This is a genomic window from Paenibacillus monticola, from assembly GCF_009664975.1.
Classification (GTDB): Bacteria; Bacillota; Bacilli; order Paenibacillales; family Paenibacillaceae; genus Paenibacillus_AQ; species Paenibacillus_AQ monticola.
Map to the genome: position 1 here is coordinate 26,477 of NZ_WJXB01000023.1, position 18,367 is coordinate 44,843.

17 protein-coding genes are annotated in these 18,367 nt (G+C 42.9%); 3 read left to right on the forward strand and 14 right to left on the reverse strand.

Annotated elements, in window-relative coordinates; translation table 11 throughout:
* Nucleotides 1-6: 6 nt before the first annotated feature.
* The 7 genes from GJB61_RS30370 to GJB61_RS30400 are packed head-to-tail and all read right to left on the reverse strand — an operon-like array spanning nt 7 to nt 6,723.
* The gene (locus tag GJB61_RS30370; RefSeq protein ID WP_154122757.1) at nt 7-813 is read right to left on the reverse strand and encodes an ABC transporter permease; all 807 of its coding nucleotides are present in this window, start codon (nt 811-813) and stop codon (nt 7-9) included.
* Between the two features lie 18 nt (nt 814-831).
* Nucleotides 832-1,806, reverse strand: coding sequence for an ABC transporter ATP-binding protein (locus GJB61_RS30375; protein ID WP_154122758.1), 975 nt, complete (start codon nt 1,804-1,806; stop codon nt 832-834).
* Entirely contained in the window at nt 1,807-2,802 is a 996-nt protein-coding gene (locus tag GJB61_RS30380; protein WP_154122759.1) for a Gfo/Idh/MocA family protein, read from the reverse strand.
* Nucleotides 2,799-3,980 (reverse strand): radical SAM protein, encoded by a 1,182-nt coding sequence (locus GJB61_RS30385; protein ID WP_154122760.1) that lies wholly within the window; start codon nt 3,978-3,980, stop codon nt 2,799-2,801. The genes GJB61_RS30380 and GJB61_RS30385 overlap by 4 nt, the downstream gene beginning before the upstream one ends.
* Nucleotides 3,981-3,998: 18 nt before the next feature.
* Nucleotides 3,999-5,126 (reverse strand): glycosyltransferase family protein, encoded by a 1,128-nt coding sequence (locus GJB61_RS30390; protein ID WP_154122761.1) that lies wholly within the window; start codon nt 5,124-5,126, stop codon nt 3,999-4,001.
* Nucleotides 5,127-5,137: 11 nt separating this feature from the next.
* Nucleotides 5,138-6,466 carry a hypothetical protein gene (locus GJB61_RS30395; RefSeq protein WP_154122762.1) on the reverse strand — a complete coding sequence of 443 codons (1,329 nt, stop codon included), beginning with the start codon at nt 6,464-6,466 and terminating at the stop codon, nt 5,138-5,140.
* 2 nt (nt 6,467-6,468) lie between these two features.
* Nucleotides 6,469-6,723: an acyl carrier protein gene (locus tag GJB61_RS30400; RefSeq protein WP_154122763.1), complete on the reverse strand. Its 255-nt coding sequence runs from the start codon at nt 6,721-6,723 to the stop codon at nt 6,469-6,471.
* 250 nt (nt 6,724-6,973) lie between these two features.
* Between GJB61_RS30400 and GJB61_RS30405 the strand changes: the two genes are divergently transcribed.
* Nucleotides 6,974-7,945: a hypothetical protein gene (locus tag GJB61_RS30405; protein WP_154122764.1), complete on the forward strand. Its 972-nt coding sequence runs from the start codon at nt 6,974-6,976 to the stop codon at nt 7,943-7,945.
* Nucleotides 7,946-8,086: 141 nt separating this feature from the next.
* Here GJB61_RS30405 and helD read toward each other — a convergent pair whose 3' ends face one another.
* The 4 genes from helD to GJB61_RS30425 all read right to left on the reverse strand — a co-directional run bounded on the left by helD (nt 8,087) and on the right by GJB61_RS30425 (nt 13,111).
* The gene (gene helD, locus GJB61_RS30410; RefSeq protein WP_154122787.1) at nt 8,087-10,507 is read right to left on the reverse strand and encodes an RNA polymerase recycling motor HelD; all 2,421 of its coding nucleotides are present in this window, start codon (nt 10,505-10,507) and stop codon (nt 8,087-8,089) included.
* A gap of 248 nt (nt 10,508-10,755) precedes the next feature.
* The gene (locus GJB61_RS30415; protein ID WP_154122765.1) at nt 10,756-11,211 is read right to left on the reverse strand and encodes a GNAT family N-acetyltransferase; all 456 of its coding nucleotides are present in this window, start codon (nt 11,209-11,211) and stop codon (nt 10,756-10,758) included.
* Nucleotides 11,212-11,248: 37 nt separating this feature from the next.
* Nucleotides 11,249-12,136 (reverse strand): alpha/beta fold hydrolase, encoded by an 888-nt coding sequence (locus GJB61_RS30420; RefSeq protein WP_195724530.1) that lies wholly within the window; start codon nt 12,134-12,136, stop codon nt 11,249-11,251.
* A gap of 60 nt (nt 12,137-12,196) precedes the next feature.
* Entirely contained in the window at nt 12,197-13,111 is a 915-nt protein-coding gene (locus GJB61_RS30425; RefSeq protein ID WP_154122767.1) for a WD40/YVTN/BNR-like repeat-containing protein, read from the reverse strand.
* Between the two features lie 160 nt (nt 13,112-13,271).
* On the opposite strand from GJB61_RS30425, the gene GJB61_RS30430 reads away from it, so the two are divergent.
* Nucleotides 13,272-14,120, forward strand: coding sequence for a lipase family protein (locus GJB61_RS30430; RefSeq protein WP_420819785.1), 849 nt, complete (start codon nt 13,272-13,274; stop codon nt 14,118-14,120).
* A 40-nt stretch (nt 14,121-14,160) separates the two neighbouring features.
* On the opposite strand, the gene GJB61_RS30435 is transcribed toward GJB61_RS30430, so the two are convergent.
* Nucleotides 14,161-15,039, reverse strand: a complete 879-nt coding sequence (locus tag GJB61_RS30435) for a helix-turn-helix transcriptional regulator (RefSeq protein WP_154122768.1) — start codon at nt 15,037-15,039, stop codon at nt 14,161-14,163.
* 133 nt (nt 15,040-15,172) lie between these two features.
* Here GJB61_RS30435 and GJB61_RS30440 point away from each other — a divergent pair, with 133 nt between their 5' ends.
* Entirely contained in the window at nt 15,173-17,146 is a 1,974-nt protein-coding gene (locus GJB61_RS30440) for an alpha-amylase family protein (RefSeq protein ID WP_154122769.1), read from the forward strand.
* 258 nt (nt 17,147-17,404) lie between these two features.
* On the opposite strand, the gene GJB61_RS30445 is transcribed toward GJB61_RS30440, so the two are convergent.
* Both GJB61_RS30445 and GJB61_RS30450 read right to left on the reverse strand, forming a co-directional pair.
* A complete protein-coding gene (locus GJB61_RS30445; RefSeq protein WP_154122770.1) occupies nt 17,405-17,638 on the reverse strand; it encodes a hypothetical protein in 234 nt (77 codons plus the stop codon).
* Nucleotides 17,639-17,696: 58 nt separating this feature from the next.
* Nucleotides 17,697-18,224 (reverse strand): DinB family protein, encoded by a 528-nt coding sequence (locus GJB61_RS30450; protein ID WP_154122771.1) that lies wholly within the window; start codon nt 18,222-18,224, stop codon nt 17,697-17,699.
* Nucleotides 18,225-18,367 lie beyond the last annotated feature (143 nt).

Below are 18,367 nucleotides of genomic sequence, written 5' to 3' on the forward strand. Positions count from 1 at the left end.
CTAATTTTATCCTCCTACCGATTCAAATCGTTGCATGCCTTTATACCATAATAATTTCGATAGTAAAAAGAGGACAAAGATCCAGGTGAATTGCATTAAAACGCCGCTCATGATTCCATCCCATGGAAGCTTTCCGTTGATTACATTGATAGGAAAAAACACAATATATTTAAAAGGCAAAAAGTCCAGAATTCTATTGATCGTAGCTCCAAACATATCCAAAGGGAAAATACCACCGCTGGCAATGCTGCTCAGCAAACCAAAGGTGTGGTAAATCCCCCAAACCTCGAGCAACCAAAACGATAAAGTACTTAGACAATAAGAAATGAAGAAGTTAAGTAGAATGGAAATAGGAACAACCAGAAAAAACATTAACATTCTAGCCAGCGTGATTTCAGTTTCCATATGTATGAACAGGGAAAGCGATGTTAAAATAATGAATAGAATCAGCATTACAACGATGATTTGTGGTGTTTTTTCACCCAAAAAGCTTGAAATCCGGTATTGAAAATATCCAATCGGCTGCACAAGGAACTTACTTAATTGACCGTTCTTCACATCATTGGAGACTTCATATTCAAACCCGGTCGCAACTAATTTGGAGAGTAAAGCCGCACAAATGGTATACACGATGATTTGATTGAAGTTATAGCCCAGCACTTCGGAATCGCCTTTACTGACGAAGATGGTAGTCCAAAGAAAATACTGGATTAAAATTGGAAAAATACAGCTAATCAGGATTAGCAGAAAATTCATCCGATATTCCAAGGCATTCTGCAATCCTAAAGTAAAGGCTTTCGTGTACTTCCGCATCCCATATAATCCTTCTTCCTACCTGGTTTGGTATAAGGCAGCAATGCCTTCTTCGATGGAAATGTCTTCAAGCGTGAAATCTGCAATGGGCAGATTCTCCAGCATTGATTTAATAATCTGCTGTGAATTTTCCTTATTCATTTCTAAGGTGAATTCCAATTCACCGTGTTCCTTAATTTTGCCGTATCTTAATAGATCATCCTTATTCACGGAGTTTAGAAGGGTGACTGTGGCAATTTTTTTCTCCTCCAGCATCGCATTGATGTTGGCAAGATCATCATCATAGACCACGCTGCCTTCATTGATGACGATGGTCCGTTTACATAAGTCAATAATATCGTTCATATAATGACTGGTTAGGACGATCGTTACTTTGTTCTGTTGGTTATAATATTTAAAGAACGCGCGGATATTTTTTTGTGATAGAATATCCAAACCAATCGTAGGCTCATCTAAAAAAATAACTTTCGGCTTATGCAGCAATGCTGCAATTAACTCCATCTTCATTCTTTCCCCTAAGGATAGTTTTCGGACCTGAACTTTCAATAAATCCTTCACATCCAATAATTCAGTTAGCTCCCCAATGGTCATTGCAAAGTCATGATCACTTACTTCGTAAATACATTTATTCAATTGCAGCGACTCATTTGCCGGCAGATCCCACCATAACTGATTTTTTTGCCCCATCACAATGGCAAACTGCTGTTTGAAATTCTTCTTTCTCTCCCACGGCTTAAATCCCAATACGGACGCACTGCCCCCTGTAGGGTAAATAATGCCTGACAACATTTTTAAAGTCGTTGTTTTCCCTGCTCCATTGGGGCCTAGAAAGCCTACAATTTCTCCTTCCTCGACTGTAAATGAAACATCTTTTACCGCTTGCTTGTATAACAATTCCCGATGAAACAAACTCTTAATCGAACTTTTTAAGCCGAGCTCTTTTTTATAATAGCTGAACTGTTTAGAAAGGTTATTGACTTCAATAATGGACATTTATGGGTTTCTCCGTTCTTTGGCAAACTGATAGATAGCTTCAGTCCAGGTGATACGCTCCAAGGAATCCGCTAAGGGAAGGTTCTGCTTCTTCCCCGTTATTACATCATGAAAAAATGACAGTTGATTCGTATAATAGTTTTGCGGTTCGAAATAGATTTTTTCGCTGCCCGCGTGAGTATGAAGATCAATCTTCACTGAAATTTTGTACCTGCCTAAGCTCGCACGAAAAAAATCATTGATGGTCACGGTTGCTTGTTCAAAATATAGAGTATGAGCTGATTTATACGGTTGTTCAAAAGAAGTAACCAGTGCCGCATATAACCCATCTGCATACTGCAGTCTGGCTTCGAACGTCATATCGCATCCATTAGGGCCATCGAAGGCGGATGAAGCCCTGTATTCAACAGGTTCAAGTCCGACTATTTTTTGCAGGAACTGCAGCCAATAACAGCCCAGATCATGAAATGATCCGCCGCCTTTATCTGGCACACTGCGGTAATTTTGCGTTAAATCATACTTTGGAACAATACAGATAGATGAATCGATATGATGTAACCGGCCATAGGGTTTCTCATCTACGATAGACTTTACCTTGTCCTGCCAAGGATGATGCTGAACCATTAGTCCTTCAAGGATATGAACTTTACCCTTCTTATTTGCTTGCTCAATCTCTGAAAATTCTGTACTACTGAGACACAGCGGTTTTTCAACCAGCACATGCTTATTCGCCTGAACCGCTTGGACAGCCCACTCTTTGTGCAGATCATTGCTGAGCACAATATAGACCATGTCAATCTCACTGCTATGCAGCAAAGCTTCATAACTATTGAAAGCGACCGGAATCCCGTAATTTTTGGCATATTGCTCGGCTTTGGATAAACTTCTGCTGGCAATCCCATATATCTGATACCCCTCGCACTGCGCCATTGGATCAATAAGCGATCTCTCCAAGATTTGCGCACATCCAATAACACCTATATGAATCGGTCTCATACGCCGTGCAGATATAGAACATTACATTTGGAGCAGGCCGGTGTTAATCCTTCACTGTTAATAATCTCGCGAATTTTATCGTAAGCTTCCGATTCCCATACTTCCTTCACGCTATTCTCCGTCAAGCTTCCCGGGGTGAATTCAGAAAAAAACTTGCATGCACTCACCTTGCCGTCCGGGCCAATATCCATGCGGGTTGATAACGCCAAGCAATTGGTACCGCAACGGCTTGTCATTACTTCTCCGTTAATGAACTCCTCTATTTCATCGAAATCAAGTCCCGGTTGATATCTTACACGGGTGTTCCACATACGTTCATTAATTTTTTGCAACTCGGTTGTCAGCTCACCCAGTTTTTCAGGATTAAATTGATATTTAAAGGCATGCCAACTGCTGATGTTTTTTTCATCCAGCTTTTTAAGCCAGGAGAATTTATCAATGAAATATTCATCCATTGCTAAAGAGGTTTCTTTGGAGATGTACCAGGGAAAACAAAGGATGACTAAATCAATACCTTTCTGCTCAAAAAATTCCAGCAGCTCATACATATGAGGCACCAAATTTTCGTTGATCACCGTATGGATTGAAATTCTGCCTTTATAAAGACCCTCCTTTTTCAGTTGAATCAGTTGGTCAATTTGATCCATCGTTTTCTTGAAGTTTCCTTTTCCGCGGATCATATCATGCTCCCGTTCAAAGTCCTCTACGGGAATAAGCAGCTCCAGATTTTCGGAGATGTTGAGGATCTTATCCAGATATTTATTAATTAATAACGCATTGGTACAAATGACGGTTTCCCGAGGGTCTTCGGCCATCATATCGGCAATTTCTCCGAATTGCTTATGAATAAGCGGCTCTCCTCCCCAAAGATACAATCTCGATTTGGCGCTCTTCGTTTCGTCGAGAATTTTTTTGAAGATTTGAAGATCCATATCCCGATTCTGCTCTTCCTTGTCCATTTGATGGTGATAGCCGTCCTCATTCCATTGATAGCAATGAATACAGCGCAAATTGCAACGATTCGTGAGTTTTATGCCTACGGACTGCGGTAGCTCCGTTTTATACTTTGGATTCGCACTTCTCGTTTTCTCCCTCAAAGGTAAAGCCACATTTCTAATCGTTTTTTTCAGCAATTGAAATTGGGTTTCATCCATTGCTATTTTGCTTTTTGGCTGCATGGAAATCATCACCCTACCTTATACAATGGATTTTTTGGTCATTGAAAAAGACTCCAGGAACTCATCTACATAATCCTTGGCAGCTTCTTTTTGCTCTACGAGTCTGTGATGAATAGGTTCCAATAGATCCAAAGAGTAACCGCTATCCTTCCAGTCCTCATACCTAATGCCTAGCCCATGTGATAACCATAAATCCGTGTTTTTCTGTTCATGCTTGCCGAACGGCTCCAGGAAAATCATCGGGGTCGCCGAAGCAAGAGAATCAATCAAGGTTCCTCCACCGGGCTTACTGATCACGCCTTTTGCTCTTTTCAGAATGTCGTATGATCCATGATGCTCAAGTGCAGTCCTGAATTCCGGCACGATATTTGCCTTTATCTCGCTAAAAGGCGGCAGCCGATACCTTTCATTTGCCCCTTTATCCCACGCATTCCAGGCAGGGTCCATCATATAAAATCGATTATTCGGATGGGTCGACTCTGTCTCCCTAAGATCGTAAGCAATAATATCCAAGAGGATTCCGTGTTCTTCCAATTCAGGAATTTTGCCTTGATATGTCCCCATCCCCCATCCGCCCCCATGAATGAGAAAACGGTCGGACCGTTCTCTATAGGGAACAATAGGTTCTTCCGTAACATTTATGCGGTAATTGATCTCTTGCGTATGGGAATCATAGAGCCAGATTTCACGATAATGCTCGGCATAATCAGCTTTGTATTTCATGAGATTGCTCCAGGAAGGAGAGGGCGCGGAATCCACATAGATGAGATGAACATTTAAAGGGTACTCCACCTGTTCCCTCAACATGTCCAAGATATAAACCCAGTGACCGGATAAAACAATAAAATCTTGCCGTTCTTCCTGCTTCCATTGCTCGATTAAGTCCGTGATCTGATCGAACGCCAGGCTGTTGCGGATATCATTAGGAATTTTTGAAGCCAAGAGTGCCATTTTGAAGTTATCGTGATAGGTGCGGCGGCTGTCGTTTATTTTTTCTTTTTTATCTTGTTCAATAAAATTCTCGAAGACCATAACTTCCGTTTCTACGTTTCGACGATTTAATTGGTAATCCAGGAGCAGTCCTGGGACATAGAATCCTAACCCAAATCCGGAGCATAAGATGGTTACCTTGCGCTTCCCCAACATCTGAACACCTCCTAATTGTATATTCGGTAAGAATGCATGGAAAAGCAGCTGCGCAACTGTTCATTCAGCCTCTTTTTCTCTTCCGCTTCCGGGCTCACGATTGAATAATACAATCTTCCTTTAGCTGCTTTCATGGTCGACTTATTAATTTCCAAGGTGCTGGCGCTTAAAGGAAGAACCCCCTTTCTATTGGCAGGGGAATATAACAGGCCTTCATCGTGCAAAGTGTTCAGCAACTGCTCATAACTGAAGTCAGGCCGTTCGCTTGATACGGATAAAAAGCTTAAATTGCCCCGCAATTCGTATTGCTGCAGATATTGATCGACCTGATGCTTAATCAAGCTCATCGATTTTCTCGCATTTATTTCAATCAATGGAACCATTTCTCCGTCCTCCAGAATCATTGAATCCACACAGACGTGACCATAATATCCATCCTTAAATAACTCCTTGGCCAGCCTCTCCATCAGAATAAAATAATTACCCGCCTCAAGAAATTGCATAAACGATTCATCGGGTGTAGACGATTCTGTATAGGCAAAACCATCATTAAGCAGTTTGCTTACTGCAATAAAAGTGGTCTCTCCTTGGGCAGAGATATAAAACTGGCATGAAAAATCATCTTTCTTATGCAGTAAAGGTTCAAGCACAAATTGCGTATACTTGCCCTTCTGCTCTTGCGAGGTAATATACGAAACCATTCGGTCCAAGGTCTGAGACGATTGAACAAGCAAATTCCCTTTTCCGGAAACACCAAACAAATCTTTAATCAAAAAATCCCCTGCACTTAGCAGCTTCTGCCCTTCGCTGTGGAGCTCTTCACTGCTATGAACAATAACTCCCACATTCCGAATATCCAACCGATCCTTCATCTGATGTGAATACAGCTTTGAATTCACGTTCTGGACAATTTCATTCCCTGGGGAAAAGCATTGCAGATTGTAGCTCTCACATACTTGGGCCGCATATGGCAAAACGGCAAATGGCGCAAGTATCGACTGCCCCTCTAAGAAGGGGCTTACTTGCAGTTTATTGTCTGATTCGCACAGCAATTGAAATATACATTTATCCAATTCACTCCGTGGATCAAGATCGAATACATTGCTCTCAAAGTCAAAGCCAATGGACTGTAAATATTGTTTCTGCACTGGATTGAATGGCTTTCTGGTCAAGATGGCATCCCCCGGCTGACAAAATAAAAACATCAGCTCATCCATAACAGATACAATTCTTTGCGCATTCCGGTCAGGAATAAAAGGCAATTTGGCCAGCATGGGATCACGCCAATACTGCTCCGCATCAAATGTAGCGCAGTATACCCGTCTATTGTCGTCCTCCATGTTTAGGGGCTCACTTTTCTTTGAACAACAAAGTCGAGAAAATGATCAATGGTCCCCAGGTGGGACAAGTCAAATTCATCGAAATCAATTTCCACGTCGAACTCATCTTCTATTCTAAGGATAAAATTAATCATTTCAAGCGAGTCCATACCTGACTCTGCGATAATATCCGATTGTCCATTTAACGTTTCAAGCAGAGCAGGGTCTTTTTTTATTTCACTAATAATCTCAATCATTCCAAACGTATTCTTCTCCATTGCTATCTCTCCTTTTACGGTGTGTTGTAAATGGAATCATTTCAAGCAAAATACAGGGTCTGTGTGAACACTTAGACTATTGTCATAATTTTAAACAAATCCTATATATGGTAATTGTTATAACATGAGCCTATAATAATGCTAATGATTATCTCGGTCAATAGATTTTTTCAGGACATTATCCTGTTAAACCCTATCTTGATTTTTATGGCAATCTATTAATTTTTTTTGATAAGAGAGGTTGATGATTATGAAGAATTGTAGCAGCTTAAACCTGATAACCCCACCCATCATAGGCAGGCTGGACGTCACTTATCCGATGATAGCGATTTTAAATCACAAAAATGGTTGGGATTGGGTAAATAATCACTATGTACAATTATGGGGATGTGATCCTTTAGCGGGTGATATGGATTTTAATTTTGTCCATACTTTAAAAAGAGCCCCCTTGCTGGATTTTGAGATTATTGACAGTGTTAAGAGCAGTGAGCTAATAGAGTTATTAATTGATAAAATTGATCACGAATATTATGCATTCATTGAACTCGATGATTATTATTTACCTGATAAAGCCGAATACCATAAATCACCCTATACTCATGTCAATTTCCTGTATGGTTATGATCGGGAAAATAAACTTCTGGACACCGTTGGTTTCAATGCCCAGTGGCAATACAGCACAATGAAAATCAAATTTGCAGATGCACTAATAGCCTACGAACATAGTATAAAAAAGAAGATCCTGTTCTTAAAAACGAATCATAATGCAAATTACAAGTTTGATGTTGATCTCTTAAAAAGACAAATAAACGATTTTCTCAATTCAGAAAATACCGCACTCCCATTGAACCAGTTACATAAACACCTTCTAGGGAAAGGTTATTTATTAGGCATAAACGCTCAAAAAAATGTGAAATTATACTTCGAAAAATTTATCAGTGAAAAGTTGGAGTATGATATACGCCCAATTCATATCCTTTGGGAACATAAAAAATGCATGAGAATGAAATTAGAATACCTGAATGATAATGGATATTTATCCAATCCTGATTTAACAAATGAATTTATAAGACTTGAGAAAAGCTATCTGGATTTAAGAAGCTGGTTCCTGAAATATGACCTATCAAAAAATGAGAAAAACATTGGCAAGATCACCTCTGCCTTTAATAAATTAATTGATATTGAGCAAGAAGCTCTGGTCAAACTATTGGTGGAACTCTGACGGATGTCGCAGAAGCGCAGCGACGCATGGATGCTAAAGAAGCCATAGGCCGAATCGTTCTTAAACCATAAACAAAGACGAGAACTCATTCCGAATTGAATGAGTTCTCGCCTTTTCCTCAAGCATTTCCAACAATACTTGTTAATATAATAGCTCTTCCTCATACAAAGATGCATCTACTGCCCGAATAAAAGGAGTCCATGCCCCGGTTGTGTACAGTATCAATCGATGCATCGCGCGTGTGCATGCTGTATAAAAAAGCTTGCGTTCACTTTCCCGATGATAGGTCTGCGAAGAAGCATCGTAGATCAGCACGGCGTCGAATTCCACGCCCTTAGCGAGATACGCGGGAATAACCAGCGTTCCCTTCTCGAAAGTCGGCGTCTCCTTCGTGATAAGTCGCAGCGATGGGCAGCCTAGAGCTGCTAAATCCGCATAGACAGCGCTGCTCTCGGTCGCGGTCTTCGTAATGACGGCGATGGAAGCAAAACCTTCAGTCTGAAGCGCCGCCAGATCTGCTGCCAATCGTTCCACCCGTTCCTCGTTGCTGCTTGCCTTCAATAGAAGTGGCTTCCTGCCGCTTCTATTGAAGGGCACGATCCCCTCCCCGCTTGGTAGCAGCGATTTCGTGAACTCCACGATCTCGCGGGTTGAACGATAACTGCGGACAAGCAAGAACTGACTCGTATCAGCTTCGCCGTATAGTCGAATCAGTGGTGAATCCGCCTCCTGCAAATTCGTTGCCTGCGTGAAGATCGCCTGGCCGAAATCGCCGAGTACGGTCATGCTAGCACGGGGAAACAGCCTTTTAAGATACTCATATTGAAACATCGAATAATCCTGACCCTCATCAACGAATACATGGCGTACTTGCGTGTTCGTCCGAGCGCCCTCAATCAGTTCTTTTAAATAGACACAAGGTGTTGCATCCTCATAAAAAAGTTCGAGCCGACTCAGCTTCTCCTTGGTTTGTTCGCAGATTTGCGGCCAATGCTCGGGTACTTCAGCTGCATTCGTCATTTGTCGATAAGCGGCTCCCTCACTGAACAGCTGGGTATACAGCCCAAGCATATCTATAAACAGCAACTGTTTTATACTCTGTCTCAACGGTTCGAAATACTCTTTCACGATCGAGCGGCGCAGCAGTTCTTCCACTTGCTGGCCAAAGTCGAAGTCGCTCTCGTCTCGCCGGAGCTTTTTGCGCATCATCTCGTAGGCTTTGGCATACTTTTCGGCAAAATCAAAAACTCCCTGCTCTTTGTGCAGCACGTTAAACGCCTCATCGTATTGATCCTTGTCGAGATAGCCCAGTTCCTCCTGAACCCAATCCGCCTCCTGCTCCTTGCGTTCCAGTATTGCCAGCTCTCGCAGCAGCCACTCTTGCAGCAGAACGACACGATTGACCAGGCGGGTGGAGGCGTCGTAGCTATAGAATTGCGATTTCATTTGCTGAGCGGTGATTAAATCACGGTCCCGAAACTGGATCTTGTTGAATTGCATTCCTTCCCGCTCTAGCCACAATGCATAGCTTTGGAGAGCTTGAAGGAAAACCTCCGACGACTTATATTCAATCCCATTCATCCGGGAAGCATATCCTGGTGTTGCTTCTTCTGTTAGCACATATTCGAGCTGATCGAAAGGGTCCTCAAGATGTAACGAAATCCCAAGCCAATTTTCAAGATATTCTTGGAAGGTCGTCTGCTGCATATTTTCCTCGCCAAGTTCGGGTAGGACTGTAGAGACGTAGCTGTTAAACAGCGGATTAGGCGAAAAAAGTACGATTTGGTTGGCTTTAAGTCTCGCGCGGTGTTTATACAGCAAATACGCTACCCGCTGTAGTGCCGCAGAGGTCTTCCCACTTCCAGCTGCCCCCTGCACAATGAGCATCCGGCTTTTGTCATTACGGATAATCGCGTTCTGCTCCTTTTGGATAGTCGACACAATGCTCTTCATCTGTGCATCAGCGCCCTTACCGAGCACCTGTTGCAATAGTTCATCGCCGATCGTTACGCTCGAGTCGAATAAATTCCGGAGCTGTCCGTCGCGAATCTGGTACTGCCGCTTCAGCTTCATCGTACCCGCGATAGGTCCTCCAGGCGTTTCATAAGAGACCTCCCCAGGAGAATAATCATAATACAGACTCGCTATAGGTGTACGCCAGTCGTACACTAGGAAGTTTATACCGTCTACATCGACGAATGAGGACACACCGATATAAACTTGCTCGCTGAATCCTTGGTCATCCTCTTGAAAGTCGATGCGCCCAAAATAGGGAGACGGCAGCAGTCGATTCATACTTTTCCATTGCTTTAACAGCCGTTGGTGGCTACGTTCCCGTTCCGACAACACTGCGGTCTGCTGATTGATTGTAAAAAAGGTCTCTTCGAAATCTTCCTCAGTACTCGTATTGACCGTAACTTCTTCCCAAAATCGTTTTCGAATGTCCACTGCCTGAACACTCAGTTGCTCCACCTCAGGCTCCAGCTCGATGATTCTCAATCGCAACTTTTCTCTAATCAAATCCAGCCGCTCCTGCTCTTGCTGCCAATCATTTAAGTTCATCATCTTCTGAACACACTCCTCTTCATTCAAATCCGAGAAAAAATTTGACAACCCGAACTACCTGTGGTAAATTTAAAGTAGAGATATAGATTAATATCTTTATTTTTTTCTGCCAAAAATATTGACAGTGTTCTAATCATACCATAATGCTTATTTGAGAGCAATTTATTTATATATAAAAAAAGGGCATCTGGTCGCAGATGCCCTTTTAACGTGCTGTTGTCTTTTAACGTTTATGAAAAACGATCTTATAATTCCTTTGTCATAAATACACTATTGGGGTCCTCAGTGTAATCTGAAAACGGCTTACCATACTGAAACCCAAAACTTGCATATAATCTTTTGGCTGGCTCGAAAGCATCCATTGAGCCCGTTTCCAGACTTAGCCGCTGATAGCCACGTCGCTTGGCTTCTGCAATAATGTGTTCAAGGATTCGTCTTGCCACTCCTTTTCTCAGATGTGCGGAAGATGTTCGCATTGATTTTATCTCTCCATGTTGACGATCAAGTTCCTTAAGCGCCCCGCAACCGACTAATTCTCCTTTCTCCCATGCACTCCAGAATGTAATTTCCGGTTTTTTTAATTCATCAAGATTTAGAGCATGTATACTTTCTGGCGGCGAATGAAGGGCCATACCCTGAAGATGTTCCCCGATTAGTGCAACCACTTCCGGTCCAGTTAAATCATCTAATATAATATCCAAGTTAATCACTCCAACTTCTCTATTATTTCAAACACTATTATAGGTTTGATTCAGCATGTTTACTTATAAAGCTTACTGCTACTTTCCCTGCTGTAATCGGAAGCTGCATCCAGACATAAGCATGGATGGAGTTTTCTATATGCTCAATTTCATATAAATCTAATAGAGTAGTGAACGTATGTAGAATACTTCTAATTTCCTCATCCCCCCACTCCTCTTCGCTAGGAAGAAATAAAATAGGACATTGTACTTTTTTGTAATATTGCTCAAACTTCACATCCCAGTACTTTTGAATATATTCTGTTCTGACGCGGTTTAAATAACAATAAGTATAATTACCGTTTGGCATCTGTTGTAGATTGCTTTCAAAAAAGGCCAAGAAATATTCATTCCATAATCCTTGCTCTGTTAATTTTGCTCGTTCTTCCTCGATATACTCTTCTTTAGTTGCAAATACACGTTCATTCCTTTCAGCTAATTGAGCCCGAAGGCCTTCTTTTTCATGTTCAATTTCTTCCTCTGTACCCTTAAATAACCCATGTTCTCCAAACTCATTATATAAAGCGCCCTCACATATAAGGGATAGGACGAGCTCTGGATGTGACGCAGCTAAACTAAGACCCACCTCAGCCCCCATCGAACTACCTACGATATGACAGTGATTTACGTTTAATCGCTGCAATAACAAATAAATATCATTAGCCATATCATCGATGTGATATCCAGTTTCGGGCTTGTCAGACTTGCCATGTCCTCGAAAATCAGGAGCAACAATACTGTATTCCTGTGCAAATTGCGGGATGATTCCTGACCACATGTTCAAATTCCCGCCACTAAAATGAAGAAATAAAACAACTGGCTTGGAATCTAGCGAGTACCTTACATTAATCCCTACATCATTTAGCTTAATCGTTTCCTCAACCATTTTCTTCGCCCCCAAAGCTATGTACATTTCATATAATCATTTTCATACTTATCGTTCAGGTTATTTTCCAAACATATCGTCAGCCTTATCGTACCTCCACGTCTTACCGTAGTTGTTACTAGTCAAATAAATGGTTTCGACTACGTTACTCGCGCCATCCTGGCTAAGTTGAATTGGAAACCGTCCGTTGGCTCCATCAAATACAGGTGACAGTGGGGTCATGCTATAAGAGGCAAAACCAGTGAGCCCCTTTATATGAAGCTTGGTCCAGGTCTTACCTCCGTCCTGTGTCCAGCAAATCGCTGGTTGGAAGTCGGTTTCATATCTGAAGCCCATAAACCCAATTTTATCGTTGGCGTAGCCTGCGCCAGTTAATACTCTAGCGTAAACCTCATTAGCGTTCCCTTTTACTTCACTCCAGGACTTTCCGCCATCCCTTGTTTCATAGATATAATGATTTTCACTGCCCATTCCGTTGAACCTGCTAAGAACAATCCAGCCGTCATTTCTGGTGGTGAACCCGATGTTTTTGGTGGTGCCTATGAGTTGCTTTGTCACTTGATAGGTACTCCATGATTTCCCCTTGTCATTGGAGATAAGCACCTCGACCGGATTCCCATTAAAGCCTCCATAAGTTATTGCTGTTTTCTCAGGAGAAATATAAAATCCTGTTTCACTAATAGTCATTCCCGACTCTTCGTTTCCGCTGGCTGGATACAAGATCAACGGAGCTTTAACCTTAGATTTACCATTGTTATACGAAATAATGACATGACCATTCTTATCGAGCGCATAGGTATGACCGGCATTATAGGCAATGACTTGCTCTCCTGCTGAATTACGTGAGTAGATCGTACCTGGTTTGAACGCTGATGTGCTGCTCTCACTTATACCAGAGACAAATATACCTGCTAAGGCAATCAATATAAGGGGAACAATCAAAGAGATTTTAGAAAATGCACCTTTACTCATCATTTATCCTCCCAACTTTATAAGATTACCAGAGTTGTAGATTGTTTTCAAAGGGATACAGAGTAAGAAGATAATATCCTGAAATCGGACGTTTCGTTTCATCAACAAGCACCAATCCCAGGTTCTTATCATAAATAAGGTAGGAAAGAAGGGCGGGATTCAGGTGGGTAACATCAAGGGTTATGAAGAGTGGGCGATCTTTCTGGCTGCAATTTGCGGACAGACCTACGCCCAATTTGCTAATGCGGACGGTTCGTTCGTCGTTCCATTACATTATTCGGTCAGTCATACCATTCAAGCAAAATCCATAACATGGGAGCGTTTCGGGTTTATTATTGAATCTCCGCAAGTGATTATTATTGCTTTTCGAGGAACCAGCTCAGCGACCAATTGGATTTCTGACACTATCGCCTCGCAAAAGAGGTTCAAATATATTAAGGAAGACTGTCTTACACATCGTGGCTTCACAGATATCTATGCTTCAGCCCGTAACGGGATAATCTCCGCACTGGCCAGCCTGTCAGCCGATAAGACATTATACATCACAGGTCACAGTCTTGGTGCAGCACTCGCGACATTATGCGCTATTGATATTGCAGCCAATACTGCCTACAGCTCACCCAACCAATTTACATTTGGATCTCCCCGTGTAGGTGATCCGGCTTTTGCGAAGGCTTTTGCAAAGTATGTCCCGAACAGCTACCGTATTGCGAATCTCTTTGACGTCATAACCCATGCTCCACCGTCCATCTCCAAGCTGCCCAAGCGGGACAAAAAGTACTATTACAGTCATGTCCAAACGCTCTCAGCACTGCCTTTCCAAAATGGAGCCCTAGATCTCAATCACATTATCGGAAGCTATTTCGCCGAGCTCTCCCAGCTGGATCCGGAATTCACCCAACAATTATGTTCAGCGAACCCTGGTTTCTGTCCAGTCCTGAAAGTGAAATCAGGAAGAGGAGAAAATACGTCGGATAAGCAAGACCCCCAAGCTGTAACACCATGGAGATAACATGCCAAATCAAACGGATTGTATTTCTTGTGGAAGATTCCTAATCCAGCCGAAACAGCTGATACTGTTTGCGGTATTCGCCGGGTGTAAGTGAGGTTTGGCGCTTAAACATACGCATGAAATAGTTGTTGTCCGGAAATCCGCATTGTTCTCCAATCTGGATTAGCGGAAGCTCCGAATGCGCCAATAGCCGTTTGGCCCGCTCAATCTGCAAATGATGTCTGTATTGTAGCGGACTCATTCCCGAATATTGCTTCAAACACCGCGCCAAATAATCAAAATGGTAATGCAAATCATGCTCCAATTGCCCGGAGTCAAACGGCAACTCCAAGCGTCCGGCCAAATAGGTGGCTACCTGCTCGCCAAGATAATAAGAACGAGCTTGCGGACTGCTTCTCTTCATACCCTGCTGCAACTGCAAAAGTAGTTTACCAAACAACATTTGCAGTTCAAAGGATCGATACTGCGTAAGTACCTGGTGCAGCTCAAGCATTTCAGCGAACAAGGGCATAAGCGTCCGTAAATCTATGGTCGCAAATTTCGGAATATCAATCGCGGCGGGATGAGGCTCCGTGTCTTGATCGGTCCTCTGCTGCAAAATTTGCGGCCAGTTGTTCTTCTCTACCAGCAGAGGCTTCGAGGAGGTCGGGTATTGAAAATGAATCCAGTAAACCTCCGTCTCCACCTCGGTTAGCCGATAGCCGTGATGCATTTTCCCAGGTTCAAGGACCAGCACCATCCCCTCTTGCAACTCGTATTTAACATTTTCCTCCTCCATATATAATGTCCCCTTGGAGCAAAAGATCATATCAAATACTTCAAACCTGCGTCTTGCGTGCACTACTCCCGGCTGCCACAACGTCTGACCAATCGTTGCCAGCAAAGGAAATGGTGGAACCTGCAGTTCAATTACGAGCATTATATCACCCTCCGAGAATTATGTAGATATTGTACTATATGAAGTCGGAATTGTCAGATGTATCAAGGATACGGATCGATTACTGTAGTAGATATCATATGATTCCAATCTATAATACAGGGGGATATTAAGCATGAAATTTCGTCAGATCCATCTCGACTTTCACACTTCTGAAGCGATTGAAGATGTCGGCAGTCATTTTTCCAAACAGCAGTTTCAGGAAATGCTTAAAGTAGGACACGTCGATTCCATCACGGTTTTCGCGAAATGCCATCACGGATGGGCTTATCACCCGACAACCGCCAATGCACAACATCCGCACCTGTCTTTCGACCTGCTCGGCGCACAAATTGAGGCCGCACACGAAATTGGCGTCAAGACACCTGTCTATTTGTCCGCGGGACTGGACGAGAAGCTAGCCCGTAAATTTCCACTGTGGCTTATTCGCGATCCGCACGAGCAAATCAGCTGGGTGTCCGATTTCATGAGGCCCGGCTACCATCAATTCTGCATGAACACCCCATATCTGGATGTCCTCAGCGCCCAAGTGCAGGAAGTAGTCACTCACTACAATGCAGACGGCATCTTTCTCGATATCGTAGGCGTTTGTGAATGCTACTGCCAGTATTGCGTTGCCGAGATTCGGAAGAGAGGCTCCGATCCGCGTAACCGAGAGGATATGAAGGCTCTATGGGAGGAAACTTATTTTAACTATACCCAAAAAATAAATGAAACCGTTCATGCCATCAAGCCCGGTCTGCCGATATTCCACAACAGCAGCCATGTGGATCGCGGTCGGCGCGATCTTGCCCGTGTCAACACACATTTGGAACTAGAATCGCTGCCGACCGGCGGCTGGGGGTACGATCATTTTCCACTTTCGGCTCGTTATGCCCAAACGCTGGGCATGGATTTTCTGGGGATGACCGGTAAATTCCATACTTCATGGGGTGAATTTGGCGGCTACAAACATCCTAACGCACTACGGTACGAAGCGGCGCTGAGTCTGGCGAACGGAGCACGCTGCTCCATCGGGGATCAGTTGCACCCCACCGGATTCATGGACCCGGCCACCTATGCATTGATTGGCGAAGCCTACCGAGAAGTGGAAGCGAAAGAAGAATGGTGCCAGAATACAACCGCCATCGCCGATATCGCGCTGTTATCCCTCGAAGCCGCTGGTCATGCACCTGGCAGTAAACCGCTTGAAGGAGACAACCATTCAGATACCGGAGCTGTAAGGATTTTGCTGGAAGGCCACTATCTCTTTGATGTCGTGGATACGGAGGCCGATTGGGACAAATACAAAGTGATCATCCTGCCAGATGCCATCCTCATAACTGGGTCACTCCAAACAAAGCTGGCGGCTTTTCTTGCCAAGGGAGGCAAGCTGCTGGCCACCGGCCGATCTGGACTTTCGCCGGATGGAACATGTTTTGCATTGGACTTTGGTGCAGAGCGGCAAGGAGTCTCCCCCTTCAAGCCTTCTTATTTCAAACCAGCGTTCGAACTACCTTCGCTGCACACCTCTTCCTTCGTCATCTATGCGGAAGGCCAGAACATATCACTAAAGCCTGGCAGCAAACAGCTTGGCAGCAGGGAAAATCCTTATTTCAACCGCGATCTGTTTACCTTTTGCTCGCATCAGCACACGCCGTCAGATTTGCAAGATGCGGGACCCGGCATGACAGAAGGCCCGGACGGCATCTATCTGGCTTGGAATATGTTTGAGGATTATGCGTTGAAGGGAAGCCTTCCCGTTAAGGAAATTGTTGTTTACGCGCTGGATCGTCTGCTAGGACAGAAATCGTTACTCACCAACCTGCCAGCGCAGGGCATTACTACCCTACAGGTGCAGAGCACAGATAGCCGCTGGATCAACCATTTGCTGTATGCCTCTCCAGTTCGCAGAGGGCAAAATATAGAGGTCATTGAAGATTTACCTGCGCTTACAGACATCATGATTACCCTCTCCGCAACCGATCCGGTACGTGAGGTATATCTAGCTCCGCAGCGGACTCCACTTCCCTTCCAGCAGGAAAACGGAACCGTAAGCTATACGGTTCCGTCATGGATTTGCCATCAGATGGTTGTGCTCCAGTTCTAAGGCAAACAAAAAGACGCTTCCAACATCTCTACTGAAATAGTGATGTTGGAGGCGACTTTGTTTTAGGGTTGGAGATAACTTGATACAACTCATTTGGATTCTTTTATCTTTCTAATATTCTGTCGGAGGTTGCACGAATACGAGTTATCTTGCGGCTAATAAACTCGGAAAGTTCAGTATCATATACGATAAGCTCATTTGACTCAATTTTCCGTAATTCCGGATCAATACTAAAGCGACAACGCATGGTGAATGAGACTAGTGAAATATACAGGAGATCAGAGAATTCAGACAAAACTTGTTCAAGATCATAATATCACTGATGTATTTGGTATCTTTGGACAGCTGATCTAACTGAATATTGATTCTATTTGATTCAATGGTTCTTTTCTTAGGCGATATGGATTTCGTTGAAACAGGCTTAGCGGTAGACTTTTTGGGATAAATATTTTTGTCGATCGGTTTGAGCCAACCCAGTATCTTCTTTAACATTTCAAGTCTCCTAAGTAATATTCATAGATTTTACCGTAGTCCATGACAGGTATTATTACTATACCTTTAATCTTTTCCTTATCATTCTGATCTGACCTCTGTGGTTTATTTCATCTTCAAATACGTGATACCACATAAAATAATAATTAGCAGGTTTGTCATACCAGAACGGTTCTTCTTTATTCAACCAATCGTCATTTACGGACTGAAATAATTCAAAAGTTCTAAGTCTTACTGTATTTAATTGATCTATGTAATAATTCAAATCATTACCTCTAATTTTCACTCGCCCTTCTTCCCCCAAGCTTAACGCGGGTCCCCAGATCAACAACTCTTCTTCTGATAAGTCTCTCCCCTCAAATGTTGCGGCTTGATAAGCGTATTCTACAGCTGCAAAGTGTAATAATAATGCACCAATTGAATTGCTGTGTGGATCAAGCAAATAATCAAGTTGCTCAATAGTTAGATCTTTTGAAGATTCGATCGTTGTATGTCTTGCGTAATTCATCATAGATAGCAAACGGCTAATTTGTGGTGAATACCCGGGAATATCGGTAATGAGATAGATCTTATCCATATTTATCATTAATGACCCTCCAAGCTATGTATTATAGCCTCATTATACTATAATATGGAAAATTATACATGAAGCTAACTCTTGATTTTCAACAAAAAAGACGTTAACCAGATGTATAACATCCGTTAACGTCTTTAGAGATTAAGATTGAG

Coding starts and splice junctions, on each gene's coding strand:
- GJB61_RS30420 (WP_195724530.1), bottom strand. CDS start 12,136: ATGGTTGAGGAAACGATTAAGCTAAATGATGTAGGGATTAATGTAAGG.
- helD (WP_154122787.1), bottom strand. CDS start 10,507: ATGAACTTAAATGATTGGCAGCAAGAGCAGGAGCGGCTGGATTTGATT.
- GJB61_RS30375 (WP_154122758.1), bottom strand. CDS start 1,806: ATGTCCATTATTGAAGTCAATAACCTTTCTAAACAGTTCAGCTATTAT.
- GJB61_RS30405 (WP_154122764.1), top strand. CDS start 6,974: ATGAAGAATTGTAGCAGCTTAAACCTGATAACCCCACCCATCATAGGC.
- GJB61_RS30400 (WP_154122763.1), bottom strand. CDS start 6,723: ATGGAGAAGAATACGTTTGGAATGATTGAGATTATTAGTGAAATAAAA.
- GJB61_RS30385 (WP_154122760.1), bottom strand. CDS start 3,980: ATGCAGCCAAAAAGCAAAATAGCAATGGATGAAACCCAATTTCAATTG.
- GJB61_RS30390 (WP_154122761.1), bottom strand. CDS start 5,126: ATGTTGGGGAAGCGCAAGGTAACCATCTTATGCTCCGGATTTGGGTTA.
- GJB61_RS30370 (WP_154122757.1), bottom strand. CDS start 813: ATGCGGAAGTACACGAAAGCCTTTACTTTAGGATTGCAGAATGCCTTG.
- GJB61_RS30450 (WP_154122771.1), bottom strand. CDS start 18,224: ATGATAAATATGGATAAGATCTATCTCATTACCGATATTCCCGGGTAT.
- GJB61_RS30435 (WP_154122768.1), bottom strand. CDS start 15,039: ATGCTCGTAATTGAACTGCAGGTTCCACCATTTCCTTTGCTGGCAACG.
- GJB61_RS30445 (WP_154122770.1), bottom strand. CDS start 17,638: ATGTTAAAGAAGATACTGGGTTGGCTCAAACCGATCGACAAAAATATT.
- GJB61_RS30425 (WP_154122767.1), bottom strand. CDS start 13,111: ATGATGAGTAAAGGTGCATTTTCTAAAATCTCTTTGATTGTTCCCCTT.
- GJB61_RS30395 (WP_154122762.1), bottom strand. CDS start 6,466: ATGGAGGACGACAATAGACGGGTATACTGCGCTACATTTGATGCGGAG.
- GJB61_RS30440 (WP_154122769.1), top strand. CDS start 15,173: ATGAAATTTCGTCAGATCCATCTCGACTTTCACACTTCTGAAGCGATT.
- GJB61_RS30380 (WP_154122759.1), bottom strand. CDS start 2,802: ATGAGACCGATTCATATAGGTGTTATTGGATGTGCGCAAATCTTGGAG.